The 25382-nt window shown below is 64.7% G+C and carries 19 protein-coding genes and 1 pseudogene; 12 read left to right on the plus strand and 8 right to left on the minus strand.

Annotated features, from left to right (window positions below):
• Positions 1-39: 39 nt before the first annotated feature.
• From PSV26_RS00940 to PSV26_RS00970, 7 genes are all read left to right on the plus strand, one after another.
• Complete coding sequence (locus tag PSV26_RS00940; RefSeq protein WP_300518301.1) at positions 40-1197, plus strand: ABC transporter substrate-binding protein; 1158 nt, start codon at positions 40-42, stop codon at positions 1195-1197.
• Between the two features lie 152 nt (positions 1198-1349).
• A complete protein-coding gene (locus PSV26_RS00945; RefSeq protein ID WP_300566551.1) occupies positions 1350-3248 on the plus strand; it encodes an ABC transporter permease in 1899 nt (632 codons plus the stop codon).
• The gene (locus tag PSV26_RS00950; RefSeq protein ID WP_300566553.1) at positions 3245-4027 is read left to right on the plus strand and encodes an ABC transporter ATP-binding protein; all 783 of its coding nucleotides are present in this window, start codon (positions 3245-3247) and stop codon (positions 4025-4027) included. The genes PSV26_RS00945 and PSV26_RS00950 overlap by 4 nt, the downstream gene beginning before the upstream one ends.
• Positions 4024-4761, plus strand: coding sequence for an ABC transporter ATP-binding protein (locus PSV26_RS00955; protein ID WP_300517559.1), 738 nt, complete (start codon positions 4024-4026; stop codon positions 4759-4761). The genes PSV26_RS00950 and PSV26_RS00955 overlap by 4 nt, the downstream gene beginning before the upstream one ends.
• Before the next feature lie 48 nt (positions 4762-4809).
• Complete coding sequence (pncA, locus tag PSV26_RS00960; protein ID WP_300517562.1) at positions 4810-5535, plus strand: bifunctional nicotinamidase/pyrazinamidase; 726 nt, start codon at positions 4810-4812, stop codon at positions 5533-5535.
• Positions 5536-5563: 28 nt separating this feature from the next.
• Positions 5564-6061 carry a (2Fe-2S)-binding protein gene (locus PSV26_RS00965; RefSeq protein WP_300517565.1) on the plus strand — a complete coding sequence of 166 codons (498 nt, stop codon included), beginning with the start codon at positions 5564-5566 and terminating at the stop codon, positions 6059-6061.
• Positions 6058-9822, plus strand: a complete 3765-nt coding sequence (locus PSV26_RS00970; RefSeq protein ID WP_300566555.1) for a molybdopterin cofactor-binding domain-containing protein — start codon at positions 6058-6060, stop codon at positions 9820-9822. The genes PSV26_RS00965 and PSV26_RS00970 overlap by 4 nt, the downstream gene beginning before the upstream one ends.
• A gap of 68 nt (positions 9823-9890) precedes the next feature.
• Here PSV26_RS00970 and PSV26_RS00975 read toward each other — a convergent pair whose 3' ends face one another.
• Positions 9891-11102, minus strand: a complete 1212-nt coding sequence (locus tag PSV26_RS00975; RefSeq protein WP_300566557.1) for a CaiB/BaiF CoA-transferase family protein — start codon at positions 11100-11102, stop codon at positions 9891-9893.
• Positions 11103-11106: 4 nt separating this feature from the next.
• Positions 11107-12297, minus strand: coding sequence for an acyl-CoA dehydrogenase (locus PSV26_RS00980; protein ID WP_300566559.1), 1191 nt, complete (start codon positions 12295-12297; stop codon positions 11107-11109).
• A gap of 188 nt (positions 12298-12485) precedes the next feature.
• Between PSV26_RS00980 and PSV26_RS00985 the strand changes: the two genes are divergently transcribed.
• A complete protein-coding gene (locus PSV26_RS00985) occupies positions 12486-13409 on the plus strand; it encodes a LysR substrate-binding domain-containing protein (protein ID WP_300566561.1) in 924 nt (307 codons plus the stop codon).
• A gap of 6 nt (positions 13410-13415) precedes the next feature.
• Here PSV26_RS00985 and PSV26_RS00990 read toward each other — a convergent pair whose 3' ends face one another.
• Entirely contained in the window at positions 13416-13949 is a 534-nt protein-coding gene (locus tag PSV26_RS00990; RefSeq protein WP_300566563.1) for a hypothetical protein, read from the minus strand.
• 248 nt (positions 13950-14197) lie between these two features.
• Here PSV26_RS00990 and PSV26_RS00995 point away from each other — a divergent pair, with 248 nt between their 5' ends.
• Together PSV26_RS00995 and PSV26_RS01000 are read left to right on the plus strand one after the other, a co-directional pair.
• Complete coding sequence (locus PSV26_RS00995) at positions 14198-15259, plus strand: DUF6352 family protein (protein WP_300566565.1); 1062 nt, start codon at positions 14198-14200, stop codon at positions 15257-15259.
• Positions 15260-15355: 96 nt separating this feature from the next.
• Positions 15356-15520: a hypothetical protein gene (locus PSV26_RS01000; protein WP_168173476.1), complete on the plus strand. Its 165-nt coding sequence runs from the start codon at positions 15356-15358 to the stop codon at positions 15518-15520.
• Positions 15521-15701: 181 nt separating this feature from the next.
• On the opposite strand, the gene icmF is transcribed toward PSV26_RS01000, so the two are convergent.
• From icmF to PSV26_RS01025, 5 genes are all read right to left on the minus strand, one after another.
• Entirely contained in the window at positions 15702-18995 is a 3294-nt protein-coding gene (gene icmF, locus PSV26_RS01005) for a fused isobutyryl-CoA mutase/GTPase IcmF (protein ID WP_300566567.1), read from the minus strand.
• A 40-nt stretch (positions 18996-19035) separates the two neighbouring features.
• Positions 19036-19881, minus strand: coding sequence for a PPK2 family polyphosphate kinase (locus tag PSV26_RS01010; protein WP_300566569.1), 846 nt, complete (start codon positions 19879-19881; stop codon positions 19036-19038).
• 120 nt (positions 19882-20001) lie between these two features.
• Positions 20002-22011 (minus strand): TRAP transporter large permease subunit, encoded by a 2010-nt coding sequence (locus tag PSV26_RS01015; protein ID WP_300566572.1) that lies wholly within the window; start codon positions 22009-22011, stop codon positions 20002-20004.
• Complete coding sequence (locus tag PSV26_RS01020; RefSeq protein ID WP_300517591.1) at positions 22008-22628, minus strand: TRAP transporter small permease subunit; 621 nt, start codon at positions 22626-22628, stop codon at positions 22008-22010. The genes PSV26_RS01015 and PSV26_RS01020 overlap by 4 nt, the downstream gene beginning before the upstream one ends.
• A gap of 84 nt (positions 22629-22712) precedes the next feature.
• Complete coding sequence (locus PSV26_RS01025) at positions 22713-23837, minus strand: TRAP transporter substrate-binding protein (RefSeq protein WP_300517594.1); 1125 nt, start codon at positions 23835-23837, stop codon at positions 22713-22715.
• Between the two features lie 379 nt (positions 23838-24216).
• Here PSV26_RS01025 and PSV26_RS01030 point away from each other — a divergent pair.
• Positions 24217-24717 (plus strand): annotated as a pseudogene (locus PSV26_RS01030) (MBL fold metallo-hydrolase); the annotation flags it as partial.
• Positions 24718-24891: 174 nt separating this feature from the next.
• Positions 24892-25338, plus strand: a complete 447-nt coding sequence (locus PSV26_RS01035; RefSeq protein WP_300566994.1) for a rhodanese-like domain-containing protein — start codon at positions 24892-24894, stop codon at positions 25336-25338.
• Positions 25339-25382: the final 44 nt, after the last annotated feature.

The raw sequence follows: 25382 nt of genomic DNA on the forward strand, positions 1-25382 counted from the left end.
CAATACAGGATGCTGGGCACCGTGACTTTTCTGGGTCTGATGGCCTCGCTGGGGGCCGCCCACGCGCAGGGGGTCATCAAGATTGGCGAGATCAACAGCTACAAGGCCCAGCCCGCCTTTCTCGAGCCCTACAAGAAGGGGATGGAGCTGGCTGTCGAGGAAATCAATGCCGCCGGCGGCGTCAACGGCAAAAAGGTCGAACTGATTGTCCGCGACGACAACGCCAACCCCGGTGATGCGGTTCGTGCTGCCGAGGAGCTGGTGTCGCGCGAAAAAGTGGACGTGCTCACCGGCTCCTTTCTCTCGCACATCGGCCTGGCACTGACGGACTTCGCGAAGCAGAAGAAATTTTTCTTTCTGGCTGCTGAGCCGCTGACCGACAAGATCGTCTGGCAAAACGGCAATCGCTACACCTACCGCCTGCGTGCATCCACCTACATGCAGGTGGCCATGCTGGTGCCCGATGCGGCCGCGATGAAGAAAAAACGTTGGGCCGTCGTGTACCCCAACTACGAATACGGCCAGTCCGCGGCCGCCAGCTTCAAGAAGCTGCTCAAGGAGGCGCAGCCCGATGTGGAGTTCGTTGCCGAACAGGCGCCGCCTCTGGGCAAGGTGGACTCGGGCAGCGTGGTGCAGGCCCTGGCCGATGCCAAGCCGGACGCCATCTTCAATGTGCTTTTTGGTGCCGACCTCTCCAAGTTCGTGCGTGAGGGCAACACCCGCGGCCTGTTCCAGGGTCGCGAAGTGGTCAGCCTGCTGACGGGAGAACCCGAGTACCTCGATCCTTTGAAAGACGAAACGCCCAATGGCTGGCTGGTCACCGGTTACCCGTGGTACGGCATCCAGACGCCCGAGCACAAGGCCTTTTTCCTGGCTTACCACGGCAAGTACAAGGACTATCCGCGCCTGGGTTCCGTGGTGGGCTACAGCGCCATCAAGTCGCTGGCAGAAGGCATGAAAAAAGCCAAGTCGACCGACACCGAGAAGATGATTGCAGCCTTCAGCGGCCTGAAAGTCAGCACGCCTTTTGGTCCGGTGGTCTACCGTCCTGAAGATCACCAGTCCACCATGGGAGCCTACGTCGGGCGCACCAAAAACGAGGGTGGCAAGGGTGTGATGGTGGACTACCGCTACATGGACGGTGCGAAGTTCCAGCCGTCAGCCGCAGAAGTCAAGAAGCTGCGTCCGGCCGACTGAGCGGGCTCAAACGCTGCGAAGCCCAGTCCGGTCCCGCGCCGTCCGCGCGGGCGCCGGCTGCGGGGTTCGCCGCCAATGGACTCCTGCCCGGCGGCCCATGCCTGTCACGGCGCCTGCAAGGGGCTGCCTCCTCCCGTATAAAAAGGTAATTCATGAGCTTTTCAGGCTTTGTCGTCCAGTTGCTCAACGGGCTGGCCGGTGCTTCGTCGCTGTTTCTGGTGGCGGCCGGCTTGTCGCTGATCTTTGGCGTGACACGCATCGTCAACTTCGCACACGGCTCATTTTTCATGGTCGGCATTTACGTCGCCTATTCCCTGGTGGCCAACTTGGGCGGCACGATAGGCTTCTGGCCGGCCTTGCTGCTGGCCGCGCTCGCCGTCGGTGTGCTTGGTGCGCTGGTCGAGGTACTGCTGCTGCGCCGCATTTACCGTGCACCCGAACTGTTCCAGCTGCTGGCCACCTTTGCGCTGGGCCTGGTGATCAAGGACGGGGTGTTGTGGTTCTGGGGGCCTGAGGAATTGCTCGGCCCGCGGGCGCCCGGCCTGACCGGTTCCGTGTCCATTCTTGGCCGGCAATTTCCTTCCTACGATCTGTTCCTGATTGTTGCCGGTCCGGTGGTTCTCGGCCTGCTCTGGCTGCTGCTGACCAAAACCCGGTGGGGGACGCTGGTGCGTGCCGCCACGCAGGACCGGGAGATGGTCAGCGCGTTGGGTGTCAACCAGGCCTGGCTGTTCACCGCGGTGTTTGCACTCGGTGCGCTGCTGGCGGGACTGGGCGGTGCGCTGCAGCTGCCGCGCGAACCCGCCAACCTCGAGATGGACCTCAACATCATCGGCGCCGCCTTTGTGGTGGTGGTGGTCGGCGGCATGGGCTCCATTCCCGGCGCCTATGTGGCGGCGCTGCTGATTGCGGAGTTGAAGGCCATCTGCATCTGGCTGGGCCTGGTGGAAATCTGGGGCGTCAGCATTTCGTTCTCCAAACTCACCCTGGTGGTGGAGTTTCTGGTGATGGCCGTCGTGCTGGTGGCCCGTCCCTGGGGTCTGTTCGGTCGGCCTCAGGCGACCAGCCGCCACGCCGGCACCGCCGAGGAACCCCTGCGGCCGCCTGATCGCCTCTACAAGTTCGGCGGCGCCGCCTTGCTGGCCCTGCTGGTCCTGATGCCTGCGCTGACCGCACAGTCGCCCTACGTGACGGTCCTGCTGATCGACCTGCTGGTGGCTGTGCTGTTTGCGGCCAGCCTGCACTTCATCATGGGCCCGGCCGGCATGCATTCCTTTGGCCATGCGGCTTACTTCGGCTTGGGTGCCTACGGCGCGGCCCTGGTGGTGCGCAGCCTGAACCTGCCGATGGAGGTGGCACTGGTCGTCGCGCCGGCACTCGCGGCGCTGGGGGCCTTCATCTACGGCTGGTTTTGTGTCCGCCTGTCAGGGGTGTACCTCGCCATGCTGACGCTGGCGTTTGCCCAGATCACCTGGGCGATCTGTTACCAGTGGGATGCCTTCACCGGCGGCAGCAATGGCCTGACCGGCGTCTGGCCGTCCGAATGGCTGGCCGACAAGAAGATGTACTACTACCTGACGCTGGCATTGGTGGCCGGGGCCGTGCTGATGATGCACCGTATGTTGTATTCCCCCTTTGGTTACGCCATGCGTGCTGCACGCGATTCAGTGCTTCGCTCAGATGCAATAGGCATCGACGTCAAACGCATGCAATGGGTGGCGTTTGTCATCGCCGGCACCTTCGCTGGCCTGGCCGGTGCGCTGTATGCCTTCTCCAAAGGCAGCATTTCCCCGGAAAGCCTGCATGTGAGCAAATCCATCGACGGTCTGGTCATGGTGCTGCTGGGCGGTGTGCAGACACTGGTGGGCCCCATTGTCGGCGCCGTCACCTTCACCTGGCTGCACGACACGGTGGCGCGCAACACCGACTACTGGCGCGCCATGCTGGGCGCCATCATCCTGATTCTGGTGCTGCTGTTTCCGCAAGGAATTGCCGGCTTTGTCCAGCAACTGCTGTCGCGTCTGCGCGGCGCGAAGGAGGGGCAGTCATGAGCTTGCTCAAAGTATCCGGTCTGGGCAAATCGTTCGGTGGCGTCAAGGCGGTCGATGGCATCAGTTTCGAGCTGGCCGCCGGAGAGTTGCTGGCGCTGATCGGGCCCAACGGCGCCGGCAAGTCGACCACCTTCAACATGGTCAACGGCCAGTTGCGGGCCGATGCCGGTTCGATCGAACTGGGCGGCCAGGAACTGATTGGCCTGGCCCCGCGTGACATCTGGCGGCTCGGCGTCAGCCGGACCTTCCAGATTGCAGAGACCTTTTCCTCCCTGACGGTGGTGGAGAACGTCCAGATGGCCTTGCTGTCGTCGGACCGCAAGCTGTTTTCCATGTGGCGCCGCGCGGCCGGCCACAAGCGCGACGAGGCGCTGGTGCTGCTCGACCAGGTCAACATGAAGACCCAGGCCGACCGGCCCTGCAGCGTGCTGGCCTATGGCGACGTCAAGCGCGTGGAGCTCGCCATGGCCATGGCCAACAACCCCAAGCTGCTGCTGATGGACGAACCCACGGCCGGTATGGCGCCCAGGGAGCGCAACGACCTGATGGCCCTGACCAAACAGCTGGTCGTCGACCGCGGTATGGCGGTGCTTTTCACCGAACACAGCATGGATGTGGTGTTTGCCTATGCCGACCGCATGATCGTACTGGCGCGTGGGCGGCTGATCGCCGAAGGCAAACCGCTGGAGATCCGCGACCATCCCAAGGTCCAGGAGGTCTATTTCGGCAGCGGCAAGACCTTCGAGAAAAAGTCACTGGAAAAGGATGCCGCCTCATGAGCGCTGCGAACGAAGTCCTGCTGCAGGCCCAGGGCCTGTGCGCCTGGTATGGCGCCGCCCAGATTCTCTACGAAGTGGGCATCGAAGTGCGGCGCGGCGAAGTGGTGGCGCTGATGGGGCGCAACGGCGCCGGTAAATCCACAACGCTCAAGGCGCTGATCGGCATGCTGGACAAGCGGCGCGGCAGCGTGTCGTTTCTGGGTACCGACATCTCGAAAAGTGAACCCCACCATGCGGCGCGCATGGGTCTGGGTTTTGTGCCGGAAGACAGGCGTATCTTCACCGACCTGACGGTGATGGAGAACCTGGAAGTGGGGCGCCAGCCGCCACGCCGCTGGCCGGACGGCAGTGAAGCGCCGGTCTGGACGCCCGAGCGGCTGTTCAAGCTGTTCCCGAATCTCGGCGAGATGCCGGACCGCCAGGGAGGCCGCATGAGCGGCGGCGAGCAGCAGATGCTGACGGTGGCACGCACCCTGATGGGCAACCCCTACCTGGTGCTGCTCGATGAGCCCTCGGAAGGGGTGGCTCCGGTGATCGTCGAGCAGATGGCGCACATGATTCTGGAGCTCAAGTCGCAGGGTGTCAGCATTTTGCTGTCCGAGCAGAACATGCATTTTGCGGAGCTGGTGTCGGACCGGGCCTATGTGCTCGAAAAAGGCCAGATCCGTTACGAGGGTTCGATGGCCGAGCTGTCGGCCAACGAAGAGGTGCGGCGCGCCTACCTCAGTGTCTAGCGCCGGTTGTTGTCAACGTCATTCAACCCGTTTCAAGGAGATCGCATCATGCATCCAGCTACCCGCAGAACCCTGTTGAAAACCCTGTCCGGCGCCGGCCTCGTGGCGGCGGCCGGCCTGGCCGGCCGCGTGGCCTTCGCCGCCGGCATCAAGCCTGACGCCAGAAGCGCGCTGATTGTTGTCGATGTGCAGAACTGTTTTGTGACTGGCGGCACCTTGCCGGTCAAGGGCGGCGAAGAGGTGGTTCCGGTCATCAACAAACTTGCCGCAGCGTTCGAGAACATCGTGATCACGCAAGACTGGCACACCAAGGGTCATGCGTCCTTTGCCAGCACCCACGCGGGCAAGAAGCCCTTCGAGGTCAAGAAACTGGCCTACGGCAACCAGGTGCTGTGGCCTGACCACTGCGTGCAGGGTACGGACGACGCGGCCCTGCACAAGGACCTGGCGCTGCCCACGGCCCAGGTCATCGTGCGCAAGGGCTACCACCAGGAGGTGGACAGTTATTCGGCCTTCACCGAGGCCGACGGCAAGACGCCGACCGGCCTGGGCGGCTACCTCAAGCAGCGCGGCATCAAAAAGGTGTTCGTGACCGGGCTGGCGACCGACTTCTGCGTCGCCTGGACCGCGATGGATGCGCGCAAGGCCGGCCTCGAGGTCTACGTGATCGAGGACGCCACCCGCGCCATTGACCTGAACGGGTCGCTGGCGGCGGCCTGGAAGCAGATGGCGGCCAAGGGCGTCAAACGCATCCAGTCCACCGACCTGGCCTGAAGCACGTCCTGACTTGCCACGGGATCCGATGAGCGCGCAGGTTGTGACTTTCAGCGTCAACCGGGTGACGCGGACGCTGACGGTCTCGGCGCAGGCTTCCCTGCTGGGGGTGTTGCGCAACGACCTTGAACTCAACAGCCCCAAATACGGCTGCGGCCTGGGTGAGTGCGGGGCCTGCACGGTGCTGGTGGACGGCGTGGCCGCGCGCGCCTGTGTGGTCCCGGCCGCCGGTGTGGCCGGCCGCGAGATCACCACGCTGGAGGGACTCGGGTCCCTGGAGGCGCTGCATCCGGTGCAGCAGGCTTTTATCGACGAGCAGGCGGCCCAGTGCGGCTACTGCCTGAGTGGCATGATCATGATGACCACCGCCCTGCTGGCGCGCAAGCCGGACCCGACGGAGGACGAGATACGCCGCGAGTTGTCCGGCAACCTGTGCCGCTGCGGTACACACATCGAGATCGTGAACGCGGTGCGACGCGCGGCAACACTCACGCGGCAGGCCCGTGACAAGGGGCACCGACCATGACCCGCCGCGCCGACACACCGCTGACGCGCGCCGACTTTCATGCGGCCGGCGGTGTGCTGCTGGTCACGCGCGAGCCGCCGCCTGCGCCGCCGCCCGCCCCGGGGCAGCCCGCACTGGTCAGCGGCAATCCACTCGAGGGAGTGGAGATCCTGCTGGCTGTCTGGGACGACGGCAGTGTGACCGCCCTGAACGGCCACGTGGACCTGGGCACCGGCATCCGCACCGCGCTGGGCCAGATCGTGGCCGAAGAGCTCGATGTTGCGCTGGCCGGCATCAACATGGTGCTGGGCGATACCAGCCGCGCGCCGAATCAGGGCGCGACCATCGCCAGCGCGTCGATACAGATTCATGCCGTGCCCTTGCGGGCGGCCGCTGCCCAGGCGCGCGCCTGGCTGGTGGACCGGGCCGCCGGCGTGCTGCAGGTGGACAGGGCACTGCTGACGGTCCGTGACGGCGTGGTGTCGGTGATTGGCCATGACGGCCGATCGGTGGCCTACGGCGCCCTGCTTGAGCAACAGCATGTGGAGCTCTCGCTGGCACTGGATTCACCGCTGAAGTCCCCGGAGGACTACCGCATCGTGGGCACCAGCACGGCGCGGGTGGACATTCCGGCCAAGGCGACCGGTGCGTTGACCTTTGTGCACGACATGCGTGTGCCGGGCATGCTGCATGGCCGTGTCGTGCGCCCGCCTTATGCCGGTGCCGACCATGGCGACTTCATCGGCAACACGCTGGAAGCTGTGGACGAGTCCTCGATTGCACACATTCCCGGCATTCGGGCGGTGGTGGTCATCCGCGATTTCATTGGCATCGTCGCCGAGCGCGAGGAGCACGCCGAGCAGGCATTGCGTGAGCTGCGCGTCCGGTGGAAGCCCTGGCCCGGCCTGGCGAACCTCGATGATCTTGAAACGGCCATCCGCGCCAACCCGGCGACGCAGCGCAAGCTGATTGACGAAGGCGATGTGGATGCCGCGATGGCGGGCGTGACCCAGCATTTGCCGCGCAACTATGTCTGGCCTTACCAGATGCACGGTTCCATCGGCCCATCTTGCGCACTGGCGGACTGGCAGGCTAAAGAGCCCCCACGCTCGCCCACTTCGTGTGGCTCACTGCCCCCCGAGGGGGCCGCGTCCCGCCTTGGGAGCGGCCCGGCGGCGGAACATCGCCTGACGGTGTGGGCAGGCAGCCAGAACCCGCACGTGTTGCGTGCCGACCTGTCGCGCCTCATGGACTTGCCGGACATGGCCATCGACGTGATCCGCATGGAGGCGGCCGGCTGTTACGGCCGCAACTGTGCCGACGATGTGGCCGCCGATGCGGCCCTGCTCTCGCGCGCCGTCGGTGCGCCGGTGCGGGTGCAGCTCACGCGCGAGCAGGAGCACGCCTGGGAGCCCAAGGGCGCGGCCCAGCTCATGCAGGTCAACGGCGGGCTGAACGCCGACGGCTCGGTCGCCGCCTACGATTTTCAAACCTCCTACCCGTCCAACGGCGCGCCCACGCTGGCGCTGCTGCTCACGCGCACCGTCGAGCCGGTGGCGCGCGCCTATGAAATGGGCGACCGCAGTGCGCGACCGCCCTACGACTACGAAAACCTGCGCGTGTCGGTCAACGACATGCCACCCATGCTGCGTGCCTCCTGGCTGCGCGGTGTGTCGGCCCTGCCCAATTCCTTTGCGCACGAGTCCTACATCGACGAGTTGGCCACGGCCGCTGGCGTAGACCCGGTCGAGTTCCGCCTGCGTTACCTGAGCGAGCCACGCGCGGCGAAACTGCTGCGCGCCACGGCCGATCGTGCCGGCTGGAAGGTGCATACCCAGCCGCAGCAGGCTGAAGAGCAAAGCGGAGCATCCGACATCGTGCACGGACAGGGCGTGGCCTACGCGCGTTATGTCCACAGCAAGTGGCCGGGTTATGGCGCGGCCTGGGCCGCCTGGGTGGCCGACGTCGAGGTCAACCGCAAGACCGGTGAAGTGCAGGTCAGGCGCGTGGTGGTCGGTCATGATGCCGGCACGCTGATCAACCCCGCCGGTGTGCAGCACCAGATCCACGGCAACGTCGTGCAGACCACCAGCCGTGCCCTGACCGAGCAGGTCAGCTTGAACCCGAAGACGAACACCGTGGCCAGCCTGGAGTGGGGCAGCTACCCCATCCTGAGTTTCAGGGATGTTCCGGTGATCGAGGTGGTGACCATGGCGCGCCCGGGCGAGCCGCCGCTGGGCGCGGGCGAGTCGGCCTCGGTGCCCGGCACGGCGGCCATTGCCAATGCCATTTTTGACGCGACCGGCGTGCGGTTTCGCCAGCCGCCTTTCACCGCGGAGGTGGTGCGGGCCGCGCTGCAGCCGGCACCTGACCATGTGACGCCCCCGTCGCCGGTCCTTGCCGCTCCAGCGCCTGTCCCTCGCCCACCGGAAAATGCGCCCTGGCCCCGCGGCCTGAGCCGTTGGTCCCGCGCCGGCGCCGTGTTCGCTGGCGTGTTCGGCCTGGCGGCTGCCCTGCTGGGCTGGCGGCCCGCGATTGCACCGGTGTTGTCCAGCAGTTCTTCGATTTACACCGCGGCGACGATTGAACGCGGCCGGCAACTCGCGGCCGCTGGTGACTGTGTGGTGTGCCACACCGCGCCCGGCGGCATTCCGAATGCGGGTGGCCGTGCGATGGAGACGCCCTTCGGCAAGATATTCACCACCAACCTCACGCCCGATGCCCAGACCGGCATCGGCCTGTGGTCTTTCAGCGCCTTCCAGCGCGCCATGCGTGAAGGCATCTCGCGCGACGGCCACCACCTGTACCCCGCCTTTCCCTACACGGCCTTTGCCAAGACCAGCGACGATGATCTGACCGCGCTGTACGCCTGGCTGATGGCCCAGCCGGCCGTGTCTTCGGAGACACCCGCCACACAGCTCGCTTTTCCCTTCAATGTGCGTCCGCTCATGGCGGCCTGGAATGCGATGTTTCATGACCCGGCGCCTTACCGCACGGACCCGACACAAACCGTGGAATGGAACCGCGGCGCCTACCTGGTCAACGGCCTGGGCCATTGCGGCGCCTGCCACACGCCGCGCAATGCACTGGGTGCCGAACGCGGCGGCCCGGCCTTCCTCGCCGGTGCCGTGGTCGATGGCTGGGAGGCGCCGGCGCTGACGGCCTTGTCGCGCGCGCCCGTGCCCTGGACTTCAGGCGAGTTGTACCGCTACCTGCGCGGCGGTTACAGCCTGCAGCATGGCGCTGCCGCCGGGCCCATGGGTCCTGTGGTCAAGGAGCTCGGCGCCTTGCCCGACGACGATATCCGGGCCATGGCCAGCTACCTGACCTCGTTCAACCAGCCCCTGGCCGAGCCCGAGAGTGCCGAACGCGCCAGGCAGGTGGTGCTGGCGGCGCAACAGAGCGGCGCGGCGCTGCCCGGACCCGGCCAGCGCCTGTTCAACGGCGCCTGTGCCTCCTGCCACCACGACGGGGACGGACCGAAGCTGCTGGGCGTCAACACGCCGCTGGCCCTGAACAGCAAGCTGCAGAGCGAGCGACCCGACAACCTGGTTCGTGTGATCCTGGACGGCATTCGCACGCCCGCGACGGCAGAGATAGGCTTTATGCCGGCCTTCCGCCACAGCCTGGACGATGACCAGATTGCTACGTTGGCAACTTACATGCGCAGCCGGTATGCGCCGGGGCAGCCGGCCTGGAAAGACCTGCCTGCGGCCGTGTCGCGCCTGCGCGCCACGGCTGAGGGCCATGAGACTGACGCGGTATCGCTATCAAATAAATAGCTGTTGGCGCACTTCCCGTAAGGGCTGGAGGCCTTTTTTATCAAAAAACTGAAGCTGGGGTGCAGGCCTCAGGCCGCCGTTCCCACGCCCAGCCATTGCGCCAGCACCTCGGCCGTGTGCTGCCCCAGCATGGGCGGCGGCCGCTGGTAAGCCACCGGTGAGCCGGACAGGCGGATCGGGTTGGCCACCAGCGGCACGCTGCCGGCCAGCGCGTGCGGCATGTCGATGTGCAGGCCGCGCGAACGCACCTGCGGGTCGGCAAACACTTCATCGATGCGGTTGATCGGGCCGCAGGGCACGCCGGCGGCTTCGAGCGCGGCGATCCAGTCGGCCGAAGTGCGCATCACCGTGGCCTGGCGCAGCAGGGGCACCAGCACCGCGCGGTTCGCCACGCGCTGTGCGTTGGTGGCAAAGCGCGCGTCAGCCGACCAGTCGGGATGGCCCGCGACCTTGCAGAATCTGGCGAACTGCTCGTCGTTGCCCACCGCGAGGATGATGTCGCCGTCGGCCGTGGGGAAGGCCTGGTAGGGCACGATGTTCGGGTGTGCATTGCCCATGCGGCGCGGCACGGTCTGCCCGGCCAGGTAGTTGGAGGCCTGGTTGGCCAGGCAGGCAATCTGCACGTCCAGCAGCGCGAGGTCGATGTGTTGTCCCAGGCCCGACTTTTCGCGCTCGGCCAGGGCGGCCTGCACTGCAATCGTCGCATAAAGCCCGGTCATGATGTCGGTCAGGGCCACGCCGACTTTCTGTGGCCCGGCACCAGGCTCGCCGTCCGGCTGGCCGGTCACGCTCATCAGCCCGCCCATGCCCTGGATCAAAAAGTCATAGCCGGCGCGTGCCGCGTAAGGGCCGGTCTGGCCAAAGCCGGTGATCGAGCAGTAAACCAGGCGCGGGTTCGCCGCGCTCAGGCTGGCGTAGTCCAGGCCATACCGCTTGAGCCCGCCGACCTTGAAGTTTTCCAGCACCACGTCGGCCTGCTGGGCGAGGGCGCGCACCTGCGCCTGTCCCTCCGGCGTGGCGATGTCGATGGCGACCGAACGTTTGTTGCGGTTGGCGCAGAGAAAGTAGGCGGCCTCGCTGGTGTCGCGGCCCGAAGCATCCTTCAGGTAGGGCGGTCCCCAGGCGCGGGTGTCGTCACCGCCCTGCGGTTTTTCGACCTTCACCACGTCGGCGCCCAGGTCGGCGAGCAGTTGCCCGGCCCAAGGGCCGGCGAGCACACGTGACAGATCCAGCACCCGTACGCCGGTCAGCGGCGGCGGGCGAACAGAAGGGGCTGACATGAGCTCAGGAAAACGCGGCGATGCCGGTGATCGCGCGGCCGAGGATCAGCGCATGCACGTCGTGTGTGCCTTCGTAGGTGTTGACCACTTCGAGGTTGACCAGGTGCCGCGCCACGCCGAACTCGTCGCTGATGCCGTTGCCGCCCAGCATGTCGCGCGCCATGCGGGCAATGTCGAGCGCCTTGCCGCAGGAGTTGCGTTTCATGATGGAAGTCACTTCGACCGCAGCCGTGCCTTCATCCTTCATGCGGCCCAGGCGCAGGCAGCCCTGCAGGCCGAGCGCGATTTCGGTTTCCATGTCGGCGAGTTTTTTCTGGATCAGCTGGTTGGCGGCCAGCGGGCGGCCGAACTGCTTGCGGTCCAGCGTGTACTGGCGTGCCTTGTGGAAACAGTCTTCGGCCGCACCCAGCGCACCCCAGGCGATGCCGTAGCGGGCGGAGTTCAGGCAGGTGAACGGGCCCTTGAGGCCACGCACCTCGGGGAAAGCGTTTTCCTCGGGGCAGAAGACTTCGTCCATGACGATTTCACCGGTGATGGAGGCGCGCAGGCCGACCTTGCCGTGCACGGCCGGGGCGCTCAGGCCTTTCCAGCCTTTTTCGAGTACAAAGCCGCGGATGGCGCCTTCGTCGTCCTTGGCCCAGACCACAAACACGTCGGCGATCGGGCTGTTGGTGATCCACATCTTGGCGCCCGAGAGCTTGTAGCCGCCGTCCACCTTTTTGGCGCGCGTGATCATGCTGCCGGGGTCGGAGCCGTGGTTGGGCTCGGTCAGGCCGAAGCAGCCAATCCATTCGCCGGTGGCCAGTTTCGGCAGGTACTTCTGTTTCGTGGCTTCGTTGCCGAACTCGTTGATCGGCACCATCACCAGCGAGGACTGCACACTCATCATGGAGCGGTAGCCGGAGTCGACACGTTCGACCTCGCGCGCGGCCAGGCCGTAACAGACGTAGTTCAGGCCGGCGCCGCCGTAGGCTTCGGGAATGGTGCTGCCCAGCAGGCCCAGCGAACCCATCTCGCGAAAGATCGCGACATCGGTTTTTTCATGGCGGAAGGCTTCCAGCACGCGCGGTGCCAGCTGCTCCTGGCAATAGGCGCTGGCGGTGTCACGCACCATGCGTTCGTCGTCGCTCAGCTGCTGGTCGAGCAACAGGGGGTCGGCCCAGTGGAAGCTGGCTTTTTGGGGGCTGGGGCTCATGGGGAATCTCCAAAGACAAAAGGGTGGGGGAGGCCTGTCTGTGTGCATAAATCGCAACTCAGGAGACCGGCGAAAGCGTGTCGATGGGTGAAGCATACGCTCAGCCCGCGCCCTGGCGCAACCGATGATTTGGAACGGGTTTGTGCAAAAATGGAACTCCAACCACGCAGCCCCCGCAGGAGTCCGCCATGCGACGAAAAATCCCTTCCACCGCGGCGCTGGCGCTGTTCGAATCGGCCGCGCGCCACCAGAGTTTTACGCAGGCGGCGCAGGAGCACGCGGTCACCCAGAGCGCGGTGTGCCGCCAGATCGCCGGTCTGGAAGACTTCCTGAGCGTGAAGCTGTTCCGGCGCACCAAACGCGGCGTCCTGCTCACCGAAGCGGGCACCAACTACGCCCGCAACGTACGCGCCCGCCTTGATGATGTGGAGCGCGACACGCTGTCCCTGATGGCCAAGGGCGGTGCCGGCGGTGCGCTGGAGCTGGGCGTGGTGCCGACGTTTGCCGCCAAATGGCTGGTGCCGCGGCTCGGCGATTTCCAGCGTTTGCACCCTGATATCACGGTGCACCTGTCGTCGCGCACGCGGCCCTTCCTGTTTGCCGATACCGCGCTGGACGCGGCGATTTTTGCGGGCGACGCCGGCTGGCCGGGTACGGAGTCCTGTTTTCTGATGGACGAGCAGCTGGTGGCGGTCGGCAGCCCGGCGCTGGTCAGGACGCGGCGCACGCTGAAGGCCGCCGACCTGGCGCACCTGCCGCTGCTGCAGATGAGCACGCGGCCTTACGCCTGGCGGCAATGGTTTGAATCGCTGGGCCTGCAGATCGACAACGATCTGGCCGGCGCGCGCATGGAGCTGTTTTCCATCACCACCGAGGCGGCCATTCACGGACAGGGCCTGGCGCTGATCCCGCGTTTCCTGATTGAAGAGGATTTGAAACACGGCCGCCTGGTCCCGCTGATCGAGCACGAATTTATCAGCGACCGGCGTTATTACTTGATTTACCCGGAACAGAAGTCCGACAACACGGTGCTGGGGCTGTTTCGAGCCTGGCTCGACGACCAGGCCACCCGTTACCGGGATGCGCCGGGTTCTGTTCCCGAGGTGGCCTGAGAGGTTCTAGCGCTGGGTGCCGCTGGTCAGGCGGCCCTGTTCGCGCCGGTTCTGGGCCTGCTCGCGCAGGGCGCGCTGGCCCAGCGACTCCTCGCCTTGCCGTTGCCTCTGGTCGTCCTGGCGTGTCAGCTCGCGCTGCTGCCGCCATGCGTCGCGTTGCAACTGCTGCTGTTCGCGCCAGGCCAGTTCCTGGTCGCTTGGGCCGGGGCGCTGGGGCTGCCAGGTGCCGTTGCGCTGCGCCTGCTCCCGCAGCGCACGCTCGCCCAGGCTTTCCTGGCTCTGCCGGATCTGGGCGTCCTGCTGGCGCGTCAGCTCGCGCTGCCGGCGCTCGTGTTCGCGTTGCATCTGCCATTGTTCCCACTGCGCCCGCTCGATGGCGCTGTAGTAGGGCGGCGGGCCGGTTCCTGTCCAGGTTTCGGTCCGGGTGGTGACGGTCGGCAGTTGCGCCCAGGCGGGCGCCAGCGCCAGCACCAGCAGGCCGGCGACTGGCCAGGGAAGCATGCGTCCCCGGTATTTGCGTGGTTTCAACGTTGTGCTCATGGGTGTCTCCATCTGTGCGCCCGGTGCATTTCAACACCCTACTGTACGCAAAGCGAAAAACAGCGTCGGCAACCCGGACGCTGGACTGGGGTGGGTTGTAGCGGCAGTTTTTACCAGGACCAGCCAGCGGCCATCCGGTTTTCGGGACTTTACATAAAAATACCCTACCGGCCCTTATTCCACGGGCGCAACCAGCTATTTAATTCATAGCAAATTGCCGCCATGCGCAATGTGCGACGATTGCCCCCATGCAAAATTTCTGGTCTTCCAGCGGCTTCCACCAGCTTCAGATCACCCCGAGGGGCTGGCTGGCCCCCACCGACGATTACCTGCGCCTCTTCCTGAACCGTCCCGAACTGGCCCTGGTGCGCGAGTCCTGCGCGGCTGAGCACGCTTTGCACGCGGCCTTGCTGGCCGCACCGTCGCGGCTGGTGGCCGAGGCCGAACTGCAGGCCCTGCAGGACGCCGACGCCCGCGAGAGTTACGGCCTGTTTTTGCGCTTTCGCGACGGGCTGCTGGCGGCCGGCACGCTGGAGGCTTATTACCTGGGCTTATTCCGTAGCGGCAGCATCAGCATTGCGCCCCTGTTCATCGACCTGCTGGCCCAGGCCATCCTGCGCAAGGTGCTGGACGAGACCACCGATGCCTACGAGGTGCGTGCTGCTGAAATGCTGTTCCGCGTCCAGCGCGTCGGCACGCAGGACGGCCAGGTGCTGGCCGGCGACCGCGATGTCCTTGACATGTTCAACGAAACCGGCGGCCTGGGCGACTTCGGACGCTTCCTGGCGGAGGCGCAAGCGCCGCTGCGCAGTATCAACATGCAGGTGCTGACGGACGCCAACGCGCCCGACTACTGGCCAGCGAGTGACCGCCACAACTTCCTGCTCGACCTCACCCATGAAATCAACAACGACCTGAGCCACGGCCTGGTGTTCACCATGACGCGCGCCCGCTCGGGCCTGACCGCGCTGGCGCGGGTGCTGGAAAAGTGGGTGCGGCATTTCCTCGGCGTGGAGGTCAGCATCAAGCCCCTGCAGAAGATTGAAGATGAGGCCTGGCGCTGGCATGTGGGGCTGGACGTGGAGGCGACGGCGCTGCTCAATGACCTGTACGAGGGCAGGGAGGTGGAGGCCGGGCGCATGCAGCGCCTGCTCAGCCTCTTCAGGCTGGATTTTGCGGAGCCGCAGGAGATGCGCGCCGATGTGGCCGGCAAGCCGGTCTACCTCGGCCTGATGATGAATGCCCACGGCGTGTTGAAGCTGAAACCGCAGAATCTGCTGCTGAACCTGCCGCTGAAGCAGGCCATGTAAATCGGGTTCGGCCGGCCGGCCGGCCCTGCGCTGACTCGACCGGGGCGCGGTAGCTTAAAATGCCGGGTTCTGCCAATTTTTAATCCGGAGTCTTCCATGTCCAAAAAAATCCGCGTCGAAGCCGACATCTGCGCACCAAAACCTGTTCCCGCCCCCGGCATGACCCGCACGGCCGGGCGCGGCCAGAAGATCAGCCTGGAGCGCGGCACCTGGACCCGCAGCAAAAAGAACCCCGGCAAGCGCCCGCACAAAGGCGGTTGATTGGCGTCCAGCCGGTCCCGCTTGTGCCGGGAACCGGTTTTTGTCCGCTTCGGTTCAGATCACCAGCTAAGGTGATCGAAATCAGCCTTCAGCCCTGATGGATAAAGCGCAGGCAGCTATTGATAACATAGCAAATGGCGCAACGCCCGGGACTTTCAGAGGCCGGGGCTGCGGCCCCTTCTCACATATTGCGACGGTACTGCCCGCCCACCTCGAACAGCGCGTGGGTGATCTGGCCCAGTGAGCAGACGCGCACCGCGTCCATCAGCACCTCGAACACATTGTCATTGGCAATCACCGCCTGCTGCAGGCGCTTGAGCATGGCGGGAGCTTCCCTGGCATGGCGCTGGTGGAAATCCTGCAAACGTGCCAGCTGGCTCTGCTTTTCCTCGTCGGTAGAGCGCGCCAGCTCCAGCTTGTCCTGCACGGCGTCGCCATGCGGGTTGCGGAAGGTGTTGACGCCGATGATGGGCAGCTCGCCCGTGTGTTTGAGCATTTCGTAATGCATGGATTCGTCCTGGATGCGGCCACGCTGGTAGCCGGTCTCCATCGCGCCCAGCACGCCGCCGCGTTCGGCGATGCGTTCAAACTCGGCCAGCACCGCCTCTTCCAGCAGCTCGGTCAGCTCCTCGATGATGAAAGCCCCCTGTGACGGGTTTTCGTTTTTCGCCAGGCCCCACTCGCGATTGATGATGAGCTGGATCGCCATCGCGCGGCGCACCGATTCCTCGGTCGGCGTGGTGATGGCTTCGTCAAACGCGTTGGTGTGCAGGGAGTTGCAGTTGTCGTAAATCGCAATCAGCGCCTGCAGGGTGGTGCGGATGTCGTTGAACTGGATCTCCTGCGCATGCAGGCTGCGGCCGCTGGTCTGGATGTGGTACTTGAGCTTCTGGCTGCGCTCGTTGGCGCCGTATTTCTCTTTCATGGCCACGGCCCAGATGCGGCGCGCCACGCGGCCCATCACGGTGTATTCCGGGTCCATGCCGTTGCTGAAGAAAAAACTCAGGTTGGGCGCGAAGTCGTCGATGTGCATGCCGCGCGCGAGGTAGGCTTCGACAAAGGTGAAGCCGTTGGACAGCGTGAAGGCCAGCTGGCTGATGGGGTTGGCGCCGGCCTCGGCGATGTGGTAACCGCTGATGGAGACGCTGTAGAAATTGCGCACGCGGTTGTGCACAAAATACTCGGCGATGTCGCCCATCACCTTGAGGCTGAACTCGGTCGAGAAGATGCAGGTGTTCTGGCCCTGGTCTTCTTTCAGGATGTCGGCCTGCACCGTGCCGCGCACGTTTTCCTGCACCCATTCGCGGATTTTTTCGGTTTCGGTCGCGGTCGGTTCGCGGCCGTTGTCGGCCCTGAACTTCTCCAGGTTCTGGTCGATGGCGGTGTTCATGAACATGGCCAGGATGGTCGGCGCCGGGCCGTTGATGGTCATGCTGACCGAGGTGCTGGGGCTGCACAGGTCAAAACCGTCGTAGAGCACCTTCATGTCGTCGAGCGTGGCAATCGATACGCCGCTGTTGCCAACTTTGCCGTAAATGTCGGGCCGCAGGTCGGGGTCGTTGCCGTACAGCGTCACCGAGTCGAAGGCCGTGCTCAGGCGTTTGGCGGCCATGCCCTGGCTCAGCAGCTTGAAACGCGTATTGGTGCGAAACGCATCACCTTCGCCGGCAAACATGCGGGTAGGGTCTTCGCCCTCGCGCTTGAAGGCAAAGGTGCCGGCGGTGTAGGGGTAGCTGCCCGGCACGTTGTCCAGCATCAGCCACTTGAGGATTTCGCCGTGGTCTTCGTACTGCGGCAGCGCGACTTTGCGGATCGGTGTACCTGACAATGATTTGGTGACCAGCGCGGTGCGGATTTCCTTGTCGCGGATTTTCACCACATATTCTTCACCCGCGTAGGCCTGTTGCATGTCGGGCCACTGACCCAGCAGCTGCCGCGCATCGCTGTCCATGCGGGCCTTGCGTTTGCCTGCCAGATCCAGCGCGGCTTCGGCCGCCGGTGCGCGCTCGGGTTTGTCGACCTTGAGCATGGCGGCGGCGGCCTGAAGTTGCTGCACTTCGCGCGCCAGCTGGGCCTGGGCGCGGGCGCGCTTTTTGTAGCCGCGCACCGTGTCGCTGATTTCGGCCAGGTAACGCGTACGGGCGGCCGGCACCACCGGTGTCTGGTTGGTGCTGTGGCGCACATTGACGGCGGGCAGGGCGCTGTCGGCCAGCTTCAGGCCAAGCCCGGCCAGGCGCGGCTTGAGGGCCTGGTACAGCGCGGTGACGCCGTCGTCGTTGAAACGCGCGGCCATGGTGCCGAACACCGGCATCTGGTCAGGCGCGGTGCCCCAGGCTTCCTTGTTGCGCTGCACCTGCTTGGCCACGTCGCGCAGGGCGTCGAGCGAACCCTTGCGGTCGAACTTGTTGATGGCGACAAACTCGGCGAAGTCCAGCATGTCGATTTTTTCCAGCTGGCTGGCGGCGCCAAACTCCGGCGTCATCACATACATGGGTACGTCCACCAGCGGCACGATGGCGGCATCGCCCTGGCCAATGCCCGAGGTCTCGACCACGATCAGGTCAAAACCGGCCACCTTGCAGGCGGCAATCACTTCGGGCAAGGCCTTGCTGATCTCGCTGCCGAATTCACGCGTGGCCAGGCTGCGCATGAAAACGCGCTGACCCTGCTGCCAGGGGCTGATGGCATTCATGCGGATGCGGTCGCCGAGCAGCGCGCCGCCACTTTTGCGCCGTGAGGGGTCGATGCTGATGACGGCCACGCGCAGCTGGTCGTTCTGGTCCAGCCGCAGGCGGCGTATCAGCTCGTCGGTCAGCGAGGACTTGCCGGCACCACCGGTGCCGGTGATGCCCAGCACTGGTATCTTTTTGATAGCAGCCTGCGCCTGCAGCGTCTGGACCAGCGCCGGATTGGCCTTGTCGTTTTCAAGCGCGGTCATCAGTTGCGCCAGCGCGCGCCAGGCCATCTCGCCATGGCCTTCGATCGCCTGAAGGTCGGTGGGCGCGAAACCGGTCAGGTCCTTGTCGCAGCGCATGACCATTTCGCCGATCATGCCGGCCAGGCCCATTTTCTGGCCGTCTTCGGGGCTGTAGATGCGCGCGACGCCATAGGCATGAAGCTCGCGGATCTCGGGCGGCACAATCACGCCGCCGCCGCCGCCGAACACCTGGATGTGTTCGCCGCCGCGGCTCCTGAGCAGGTCGACCATGTATTTGAAGTACTCGACATGCCCGCCCTGGTAGGAGCTGATGGCAATGCCCTGCGCGTCTTCCTGCAGCGCCGCCGTGACGACTTCGTCGACGCTGCGGTTGTGGCCCAGGTGAATCACCTCGGCACCCATGCCCTGGAGGATGCGCCGCATGATGTTGATGGCCGCGTCATGGCCGTCAAACAGCGAGGCGGCCGTGACAAAACGCACCTTGTGCGTGGGGCGGTAGCTGGCAAGGGCCTGGTAGTCGGCGGACAGGTCGGTCATGGCGGCGCTCTCTGGAGGTTGTCTCGTGACTGGTGTGAAATTATTCGATCTTCAGTCCGGCCAGCGCCGGATCGTCAGGCGGGTAGCGCAGGTCCAGCGACTTGAGTTTGTCGCGCACCAGCGTGGCCACCATCAGGTTGCGGTGGGTCTTGGAGTCAGCCGGCACCACGGTCCAGGGCGCCCAGGGGGTGCTGGTCGCCCCCAGCAGCGCCTCGTAGGCCGTCTGGTAGTCGGCCCACTGCTTGCGGGCCTCCAGGTCGCCCATGGCGAACTTCCAGCGTTTGGTCGGGTCGTCGATGCGTTCCTGCAGGCGCTGGCCCTGCTCCTCGAAGCTGATGTGCAGCATGAACTTGAGGATCACCGTGCCGGTTTCGGCCAGCAGGCGTTCGAACTCGTTGATGTGGGCAAAACGCTGCGCGGTCTGCTCCGGGGTGATCCAGCCCTTGACCACCGGCACCAGCACGTCTTCGTAGTGGCTGCGGTTGAAAATCATGGTTTCGCCCGCCCCGGGCATCTGGCGATGGATGCGCCACAGGTAGTCGTGCGCCCGCTCTTCCTCGCTCGGCGCCTTCCAGCCGACGGTGTGCACGCCCAGCGGGCTGGTCCGGCTGAACACGGCGCGAATCGTCCCGTCCTTGCCGGAGGTGTCGGTGCCTTGCAGCAGGACCAGCAGCTTGTAGCGCTTGTCGGCGTAAAACAGGTCCTGCAGGCTGTCCAGTTCCATGGCCAGGGCTTCCACGGCGGCCTTGTCGTCGGCTTTGGCTCCGTTGGAAAAGGGCTTGGCCGAGGGCTGGAGTGCGGACAGCCCAAACGGCCGGCCCCGCCCGGTGGTGGGCGGTTGCCAGGGGGCCAGCAGGGCCGCGCGCTTGCTGTTGCCGTTGGACATGGCTGTCTCCGTGTAGATGATTGACGTTTACGTAAACGTCAATCTTACCGTTTTTTCAAAACAAAAGGGCGCCTGCGCGCCCCCTTGCTTGCCCACAGGTGGGCGGTGCCAGATAGCGCCTTATTTGTACAGCAACTGCGGCAACCACAGGCCAATGGCCGGGAACTGGTACAGCAGGATGATGGCCAGGATCTGGATGCCCATGAAGGGAAGCATGCCCAGGAAAATCTGGTTCAGGGTCACATGTTTGGGTGCAACGCCCTTGAGGTAGAACGCGGCCATGGCCACCGGCGGGCTGAGGAAAGCTGTCTGCAGGTTCAGCGCCACCAGCAGGCCGAAGAACAGCGGATCGACGCCGAAGTTGTCCAGCAGCGGAATGAAGATGGGCATGAAGATCACGATGATCTCGGTCCACTCCAGCGGCCAGCCCAGAATGAAAATGATCGCCTGGCTCATCACCAGGAACTGGGTTTTGCTCAGGTTCATCCCGAGCACCCATTGCTCGACGAGTTCCTGCCCGCCCAGCAGCGCAAACGCCGCCGAGAAAATGGCCGAGCCGACAAACAGCCAGCACACCATGGCCGAGGTCTTGGCCGTCAGGAACACAGACTCCTGCAGCACCGACAAGGTCAGCCGCCGGTAGGCCGCTGCGAGCAAAAAGCCCCCCAGCGCGCCCATCGCGGCCGCCTCGGTCGGCGTGGCCAGGCCCATCACGATGGACCCGAGCACCGCGATGATGAGAATCATCAGCGGGAAAAAGGACGACAGGAGCATCTTGAAGATCTCCAGTCGCGCAAAACTCAGGAACAGGTAGAACAGGGCCACCAGCGCGCCGAGGATCGCAAAGCAGACCCACCACCAGGTCGGTGCATCACGGGTGGTGGCGCCGGCCGGTGTGTTGTCCGCAGTGGCGGATGACGCAGCCGCAGGCTCGGCCAGCGCCGCTGCGGCCGGTACGGACGATGCTGCTGCTGTGCCGGCAGGCTCTTGCACGGCGCCGGACGGTGGCTCTTTCACGTCGCCGGACGGTGGCTCTTTCACGTCTCCCGACGGGGGGGCCTGCAAGCCGCCCTCGGCGGGCGGTTCCTGCAGACCCTGGCTTGGGGGCTCCTGCAAACCGCCGGTGTCCCTGGCGCGCTCCGATGAATTCGAGCCGATCTGCTGGATGTCATAAACCGCTTCGGCCTCCACGGTGGTCACCGCGCGATAGCTGGTGACCAGCACCAGCAGGAAAAGCAGGCCCGGCAGCACCACAATCGCCAGCTGCCGCAACAGATGGCCCATCGGCACATCGGTATTGCGCTTGCCCTTCATGGCGCCGACCAGGCTGGTCAGTGCGTGGCTGGAGGTGTCAGTCGTCAGGCGCTGTGTCAGCGGCGGAAGTGTGACCACCCGGTCCGCTGCCGACAGCGGCGGGGCCCACTTCGGTTTGAGCTTGGCGACCAGGACCACATAAAGGATGTACAGGCCGGTCAGCATCAGGCCCGGAAAAAAGGCGCCTGCGTAGAGCTGGACAACGGAAACACCCGCGGTGGCACCATAGACGATCAGCAGCACCGACGGCGGGATCAGGATGCCCAGGCAGCCGCCGGCGGTGATGGCGCCTGCCGCCAGCGGCACGCTGTAGCCGGCGCGCAGCATCGCCGGCAGGGCCAGCAGCCCCATCAGGGTGACCACGGCGCCAACGATGCCGGTCGCGGTGGCAAAAATCGCGCAGGTGACCAGGGTGGCGACCGCGAGGGAGCCCGGTATCCGGGCCATCGCCAGGTGCAGGCTCTTGAACAGTTTTTCGATCAGGTTGGCCCTCTCGACCAGGTAACCCATGAAGACAAACAGCGGCACGGCAATGAGTACGTCATTGGCCATGGTTTTGTAGGCGGCCTGAACCATCAGGTCCAGCGTTTTGGTCGCGTCCCGGTTGTAGGCCAGCCAGGTGAAGATCATGCCCATGCCCATCAGCGTGAACGCTGTCGGAAAGCCCAGCATGATGGCCGTCACGACCAGCGACAGCATCAGCAGCCCGAGGTGGCCGTTGGTGATTTTTTCGACGCTCAGCAGCAAGGCGCATGCGCCGATGATCACCACGGCCATGAAAGACAGGCCAAACCAGAGTTCTTTGCGGATTTTCATTTGCCGCTCTCCTTGAGGGCCAGCTCGCGCTCGAGGGCGGCCATGTCTTCGTCCTTCACATGCACCATGGCCTTGAGTTGCTCGACGTTGACTTCCTCGACGTCGCCGTCACGCGCCGGCCAGGCGCCTGTCTGCAGGCAGAGGATGCAGCGGATGATCTCGACCACGCCCTGCAGCAGCAGCACACTGCCGGCCAGCGGGATCACGAATTTGAAGGGGTACAGGGGCAAGGCATCGGCAGAAAAAGTCTGCTCGTTGATGGCCAGCGATTCCTGGAAATAGACCCAACCGGCCCAGGTCAGCGCGACCACACCCGGCAGGAAAAAAATCAGATACAGCGTCAGGTCAATGACGGCTTGCGTGCGGGGCTTCAGGAAGCCGTACAACACGTCGCCGCGCACATGGCCGTTCTTGCTCAGCGTATAGGCGCCGGCGGTCATGAACAGCGTCCCGTAGAGCATGATCTGCGCGTCAAGCACCCAGGCATGGGGTTTGTTGAGTGCATAGCGGGAGAACACCTCCCAGCTGATCAACAGGGTCAGCAGCACCACGCTCCACGCGAAGGCTTTACCTATCCAGGTGGAAAAACGGTCCACCGTCAACAAAACTGATTGCATTTCAACTCCAGGCACGACGTTGCGTGGTTGCAAAAAACAAAAGGGGGCACCGGGATGGGTGCCCCCCTTCAGGTCACAGGCTGATCAGGCCTTCTTGGCGTTTCGGCCAAAGTAGTGGTTGAACGCCATCTTGAAGTCGACGGTGTAGTCGTTCTGCCACTGACCGGCGCGCTGGGCAAAAGCCTTTTGCGATTCCAGCACCTTCTTGAACATCGGGTTCTCGGAAGACTTCTTGGCGATGGTCTTGTCCCACGCTGCGAGCTGCGCGCGCAGGATGGCATCCGGTGTCTTGTAGAACTTGATGCCCTGCTTTTTCAGTGCTTCATAGTCTTCCGAATTGCGCGAGATGGCTTTCCAGCTCATGTCGGCACTGGCCGCCTGAACGGCGTAGTCGATGATGGCTTTCTGCTCGGCCGGCAGCGCGGTCAGTTTGGTCTTGTTGAACAGGATCTCGAACTGCTCGCCACTCTGGTGGAAACTCTGCAGCATGCAGTTCTTGGCCACGTCGGGGAAACCCAGGATGCGATCAGAGGTGGCGTTGTTGAACTCGGCGGCATCGATCAGGCCGCGGTCCAGGGCCGGCACGATTTCGCCGCCAGGCAAGGGATTCACCGCTGTGCCCATTTCGGTGAACACGTCCACCGCCAGGCCGACCGTGCGGAATTTGAGACCCTTCATGTCTTCCACCTTGGCGATCGGCTTCTTGAACCAACCCAGGGGCTGCGTGGGCATCGGACCGTACAGGTAGGACTGCACGTCGAGGTTCAGGCTCCTGTAGATCTCGTCGACCAGCGCCTTGCCGCCGCCGTAGTTGTGCCAGGCCAGGACCATGTTGGCGTCCATGCCGTAACCCGGCCCCGAGCCCCACAGTGCCAGCGCGGAGTTTTTGCCGTACCAGTAAGCGACCACACCGTGACCGCCGTCGAGCGTGCCTTTGCTGACGGCATCCAGCAGCTGGAAAGCAGGCACCACGGCACCGGCTGGCAGCACCTCAATCTTGAGCTTGCCGCCGGCCATGTCGTTGACTTTCTTCGCAAAGTCATTGGCGTATTCATGGAAGATGTCCTTGGCCGGCCAGGTGCTCTGGAAGCGCAGCGTGGTGGCAGTTTGCGCGGTTGCCAGCATGGGTGCGGACATGGCACCGGCGCCGGCGGCGACGGCTGCGCCCTTGAGCAGGCTGCGGCGGCGAGGGGTCTTGATATCGGTCATGGCTTGTCTCCTGTTGTAAAAATAACGTTAGCGCACTATCTTTTGTCATCGATGCTTTGCACGTAAGAGGGTTTTTACCAACGGCCCGCCGCAGATTGCGCCTAATTGGGGTGAAACTGTTTATCAGGGCTCTCTCAAATGCTGTTCCGTCAGCTTTTCGTCAAGCTTCGAGGCCGTCGCGCGGCGACAGCCCCGGTATGGGGGTTGGGCGAGTCTTATGAATTATTCTGGCCTTCAGCCCTTATCCCGCAAGCGCGAAAAGCTATAAAAATGAGAGCAGACAGGGCCAGGGTCCCTCTTTGCGGCAGAAGGCCCTGAGGTTCTAAACTTGTCATGCAGGCCGGTCGGCCTGTCGCCTGCCCCCGTACGGAAGCCTGCCATGACACCTGTTCAGCTTTTTGACCCCGCCTCCAGCACCTATACCTACCTGCTGTTTGATCCGTCCACACGCGAGGCCCTGATCATCGATCCGGTGGACCAGCAGGTCGAGCGCGACCTCGAGGTGCTGCGCGAGCACCAGCTCAAGTTGTTGTGGACCGTGGAGACACACGCCCATGCCGACCACATCACCAGCGCCGGGCAGCTGGCGGAACACACCGGCGCCCGCACGGCGGCACCGCAAGGCTGCGGCATTGCCACAGCCGCCCGGCAGCTTGGTGATGGTGATGTGTTGCAGGTCGGCGCAGAGCAGGTCCGCGTGCTGCACACCCCGGGGCACACGGCCGGCAGCGTGAGTTACCTATGGCGCAACCATGTGTTCACCGGCGACACCCTTCTGATCAACGGCTGCGGCCGCACCGACTTCCAGTCCGGCAGCGCAGAAGATCTCTACCAAAGCATCACCGGGCGGCTGTTCACGCTGCCGGACGACACCGTGGTCTGGCCGGGACACGACTACCAGGGCCGGACCCATTCAACGATTGGCGCCGAGAAGGCCGGCAATGCGCGCATCGCGGGAAAAAGCCTGGCCGGGTTTGTCGCCACCATGGCGCAGCTCCAGTTGCCGCGGCCCGCGCGCATGGACGAGGCGATCCCCGCCAACCAGAGTTCGGGCATGGGGACCGGCCGCCACGATGCCGGTGGGGCCGGCGCGCTCCAGGTTCAGCCGGCCGAGGGTTATGCCGGCAATGTGTCGCCCGAGCTGGCCTGCCAATGGTGGCAGGCGGGCCAGGCGGTGCTGGTCGATGTGCGCACCGACGCGGAGCGGGAATGGGTGGGTTTTGTGCCTGGTGCGGTGCCGCTGGCCTGGAAACAGTGGCCCGGCATGGCCATGAACCCGCAGTTCGACCAGGGCCTGCAGGCCGCCGTGCCGGCGGGCCAGAAGGCGGTGCTGCTTTGCCGCAGTGGTGTGCGTTCGATCGCCGCCGCCCGACGCGCCACTGAGCTGGGGCTGGAGGCCTACAACATCCTGGAGGGTTTCGAGGGCGACCCGGATGCGCAGGCCCATCGCGGTGCACGTGGGGGCTGGCGCTTTCGCGGCCTGCCGTGGCGGCAGAACTAGAGCCAGAACTAGCGCCCCCACGCTTGTCGCTTCGCGTACTGCGC

The organism is Polaromonas sp. (genome assembly GCF_029945685.1).
Taxonomy (GTDB): domain Bacteria; phylum Pseudomonadota; class Gammaproteobacteria; order Burkholderiales; family Burkholderiaceae_C; genus Polaromonas.

Excerpts from the sequence above, each read along its gene's own strand:
- PSV26_RS00940 (WP_300518301.1), top strand. The coding sequence starts at position 40 with ATGGCCTCGCTGGGGGCCGCCCACGCGCAGGGGGTCATCAAGATTGGC.
- PSV26_RS00945 (WP_300566551.1), top strand. The coding sequence starts at position 1,350 with ATGAGCTTTTCAGGCTTTGTCGTCCAGTTGCTCAACGGGCTGGCCGGT.
- PSV26_RS00950 (WP_300566553.1), top strand. The coding sequence starts at position 3,245 with ATGAGCTTGCTCAAAGTATCCGGTCTGGGCAAATCGTTCGGTGGCGTC.
- PSV26_RS00955 (WP_300517559.1), top strand. The coding sequence starts at position 4,024 with ATGAGCGCTGCGAACGAAGTCCTGCTGCAGGCCCAGGGCCTGTGCGCC.
- pncA (WP_300517562.1), top strand. The coding sequence starts at position 4,810 with ATGCATCCAGCTACCCGCAGAACCCTGTTGAAAACCCTGTCCGGCGCC.
- PSV26_RS00965 (WP_300517565.1), top strand. The coding sequence starts at position 5,564 with ATGAGCGCGCAGGTTGTGACTTTCAGCGTCAACCGGGTGACGCGGACG.
- PSV26_RS00970 (WP_300566555.1), top strand. The coding sequence starts at position 6,058 with ATGACCCGCCGCGCCGACACACCGCTGACGCGCGCCGACTTTCATGCG.
- PSV26_RS00975 (WP_300566557.1), bottom strand. The coding sequence starts at position 11,102 with ATGTCAGCCCCTTCTGTTCGCCCGCCGCCGCTGACCGGCGTACGGGTG.
- PSV26_RS00980 (WP_300566559.1), bottom strand. The coding sequence starts at position 12,297 with ATGAGCCCCAGCCCCCAAAAAGCCAGCTTCCACTGGGCCGACCCCCTG.
- PSV26_RS00985 (WP_300566561.1), top strand. The coding sequence starts at position 12,486 with ATGCGACGAAAAATCCCTTCCACCGCGGCGCTGGCGCTGTTCGAATCG.
- PSV26_RS00990 (WP_300566563.1), bottom strand. The coding sequence starts at position 13,949 with ATGAGCACAACGTTGAAACCACGCAAATACCGGGGACGCATGCTTCCC.
- PSV26_RS00995 (WP_300566565.1), top strand. The coding sequence starts at position 14,198 with ATGCAAAATTTCTGGTCTTCCAGCGGCTTCCACCAGCTTCAGATCACC.
- PSV26_RS01000 (WP_168173476.1), top strand. The coding sequence starts at position 15,356 with ATGTCCAAAAAAATCCGCGTCGAAGCCGACATCTGCGCACCAAAACCT.
- icmF (WP_300566567.1), bottom strand. The coding sequence starts at position 18,995 with ATGACCGACCTGTCCGCCGACTACCAGGCCCTTGCCAGCTACCGCCCC.
- PSV26_RS01010 (WP_300566569.1), bottom strand. The coding sequence starts at position 19,881 with ATGTCCAACGGCAACAGCAAGCGCGCGGCCCTGCTGGCCCCCTGGCAA.
- PSV26_RS01015 (WP_300566572.1), bottom strand. The coding sequence starts at position 22,011 with ATGAAAATCCGCAAAGAACTCTGGTTTGGCCTGTCTTTCATGGCCGTG.
- PSV26_RS01020 (WP_300517591.1), bottom strand. The coding sequence starts at position 22,628 with ATGCAATCAGTTTTGTTGACGGTGGACCGTTTTTCCACCTGGATAGGT.
- PSV26_RS01025 (WP_300517594.1), bottom strand. The coding sequence starts at position 23,837 with ATGACCGATATCAAGACCCCTCGCCGCCGCAGCCTGCTCAAGGGCGCA.
- PSV26_RS01035 (WP_300566994.1), top strand. The coding sequence starts at position 24,892 with ATGGGGACCGGCCGCCACGATGCCGGTGGGGCCGGCGCGCTCCAGGTT.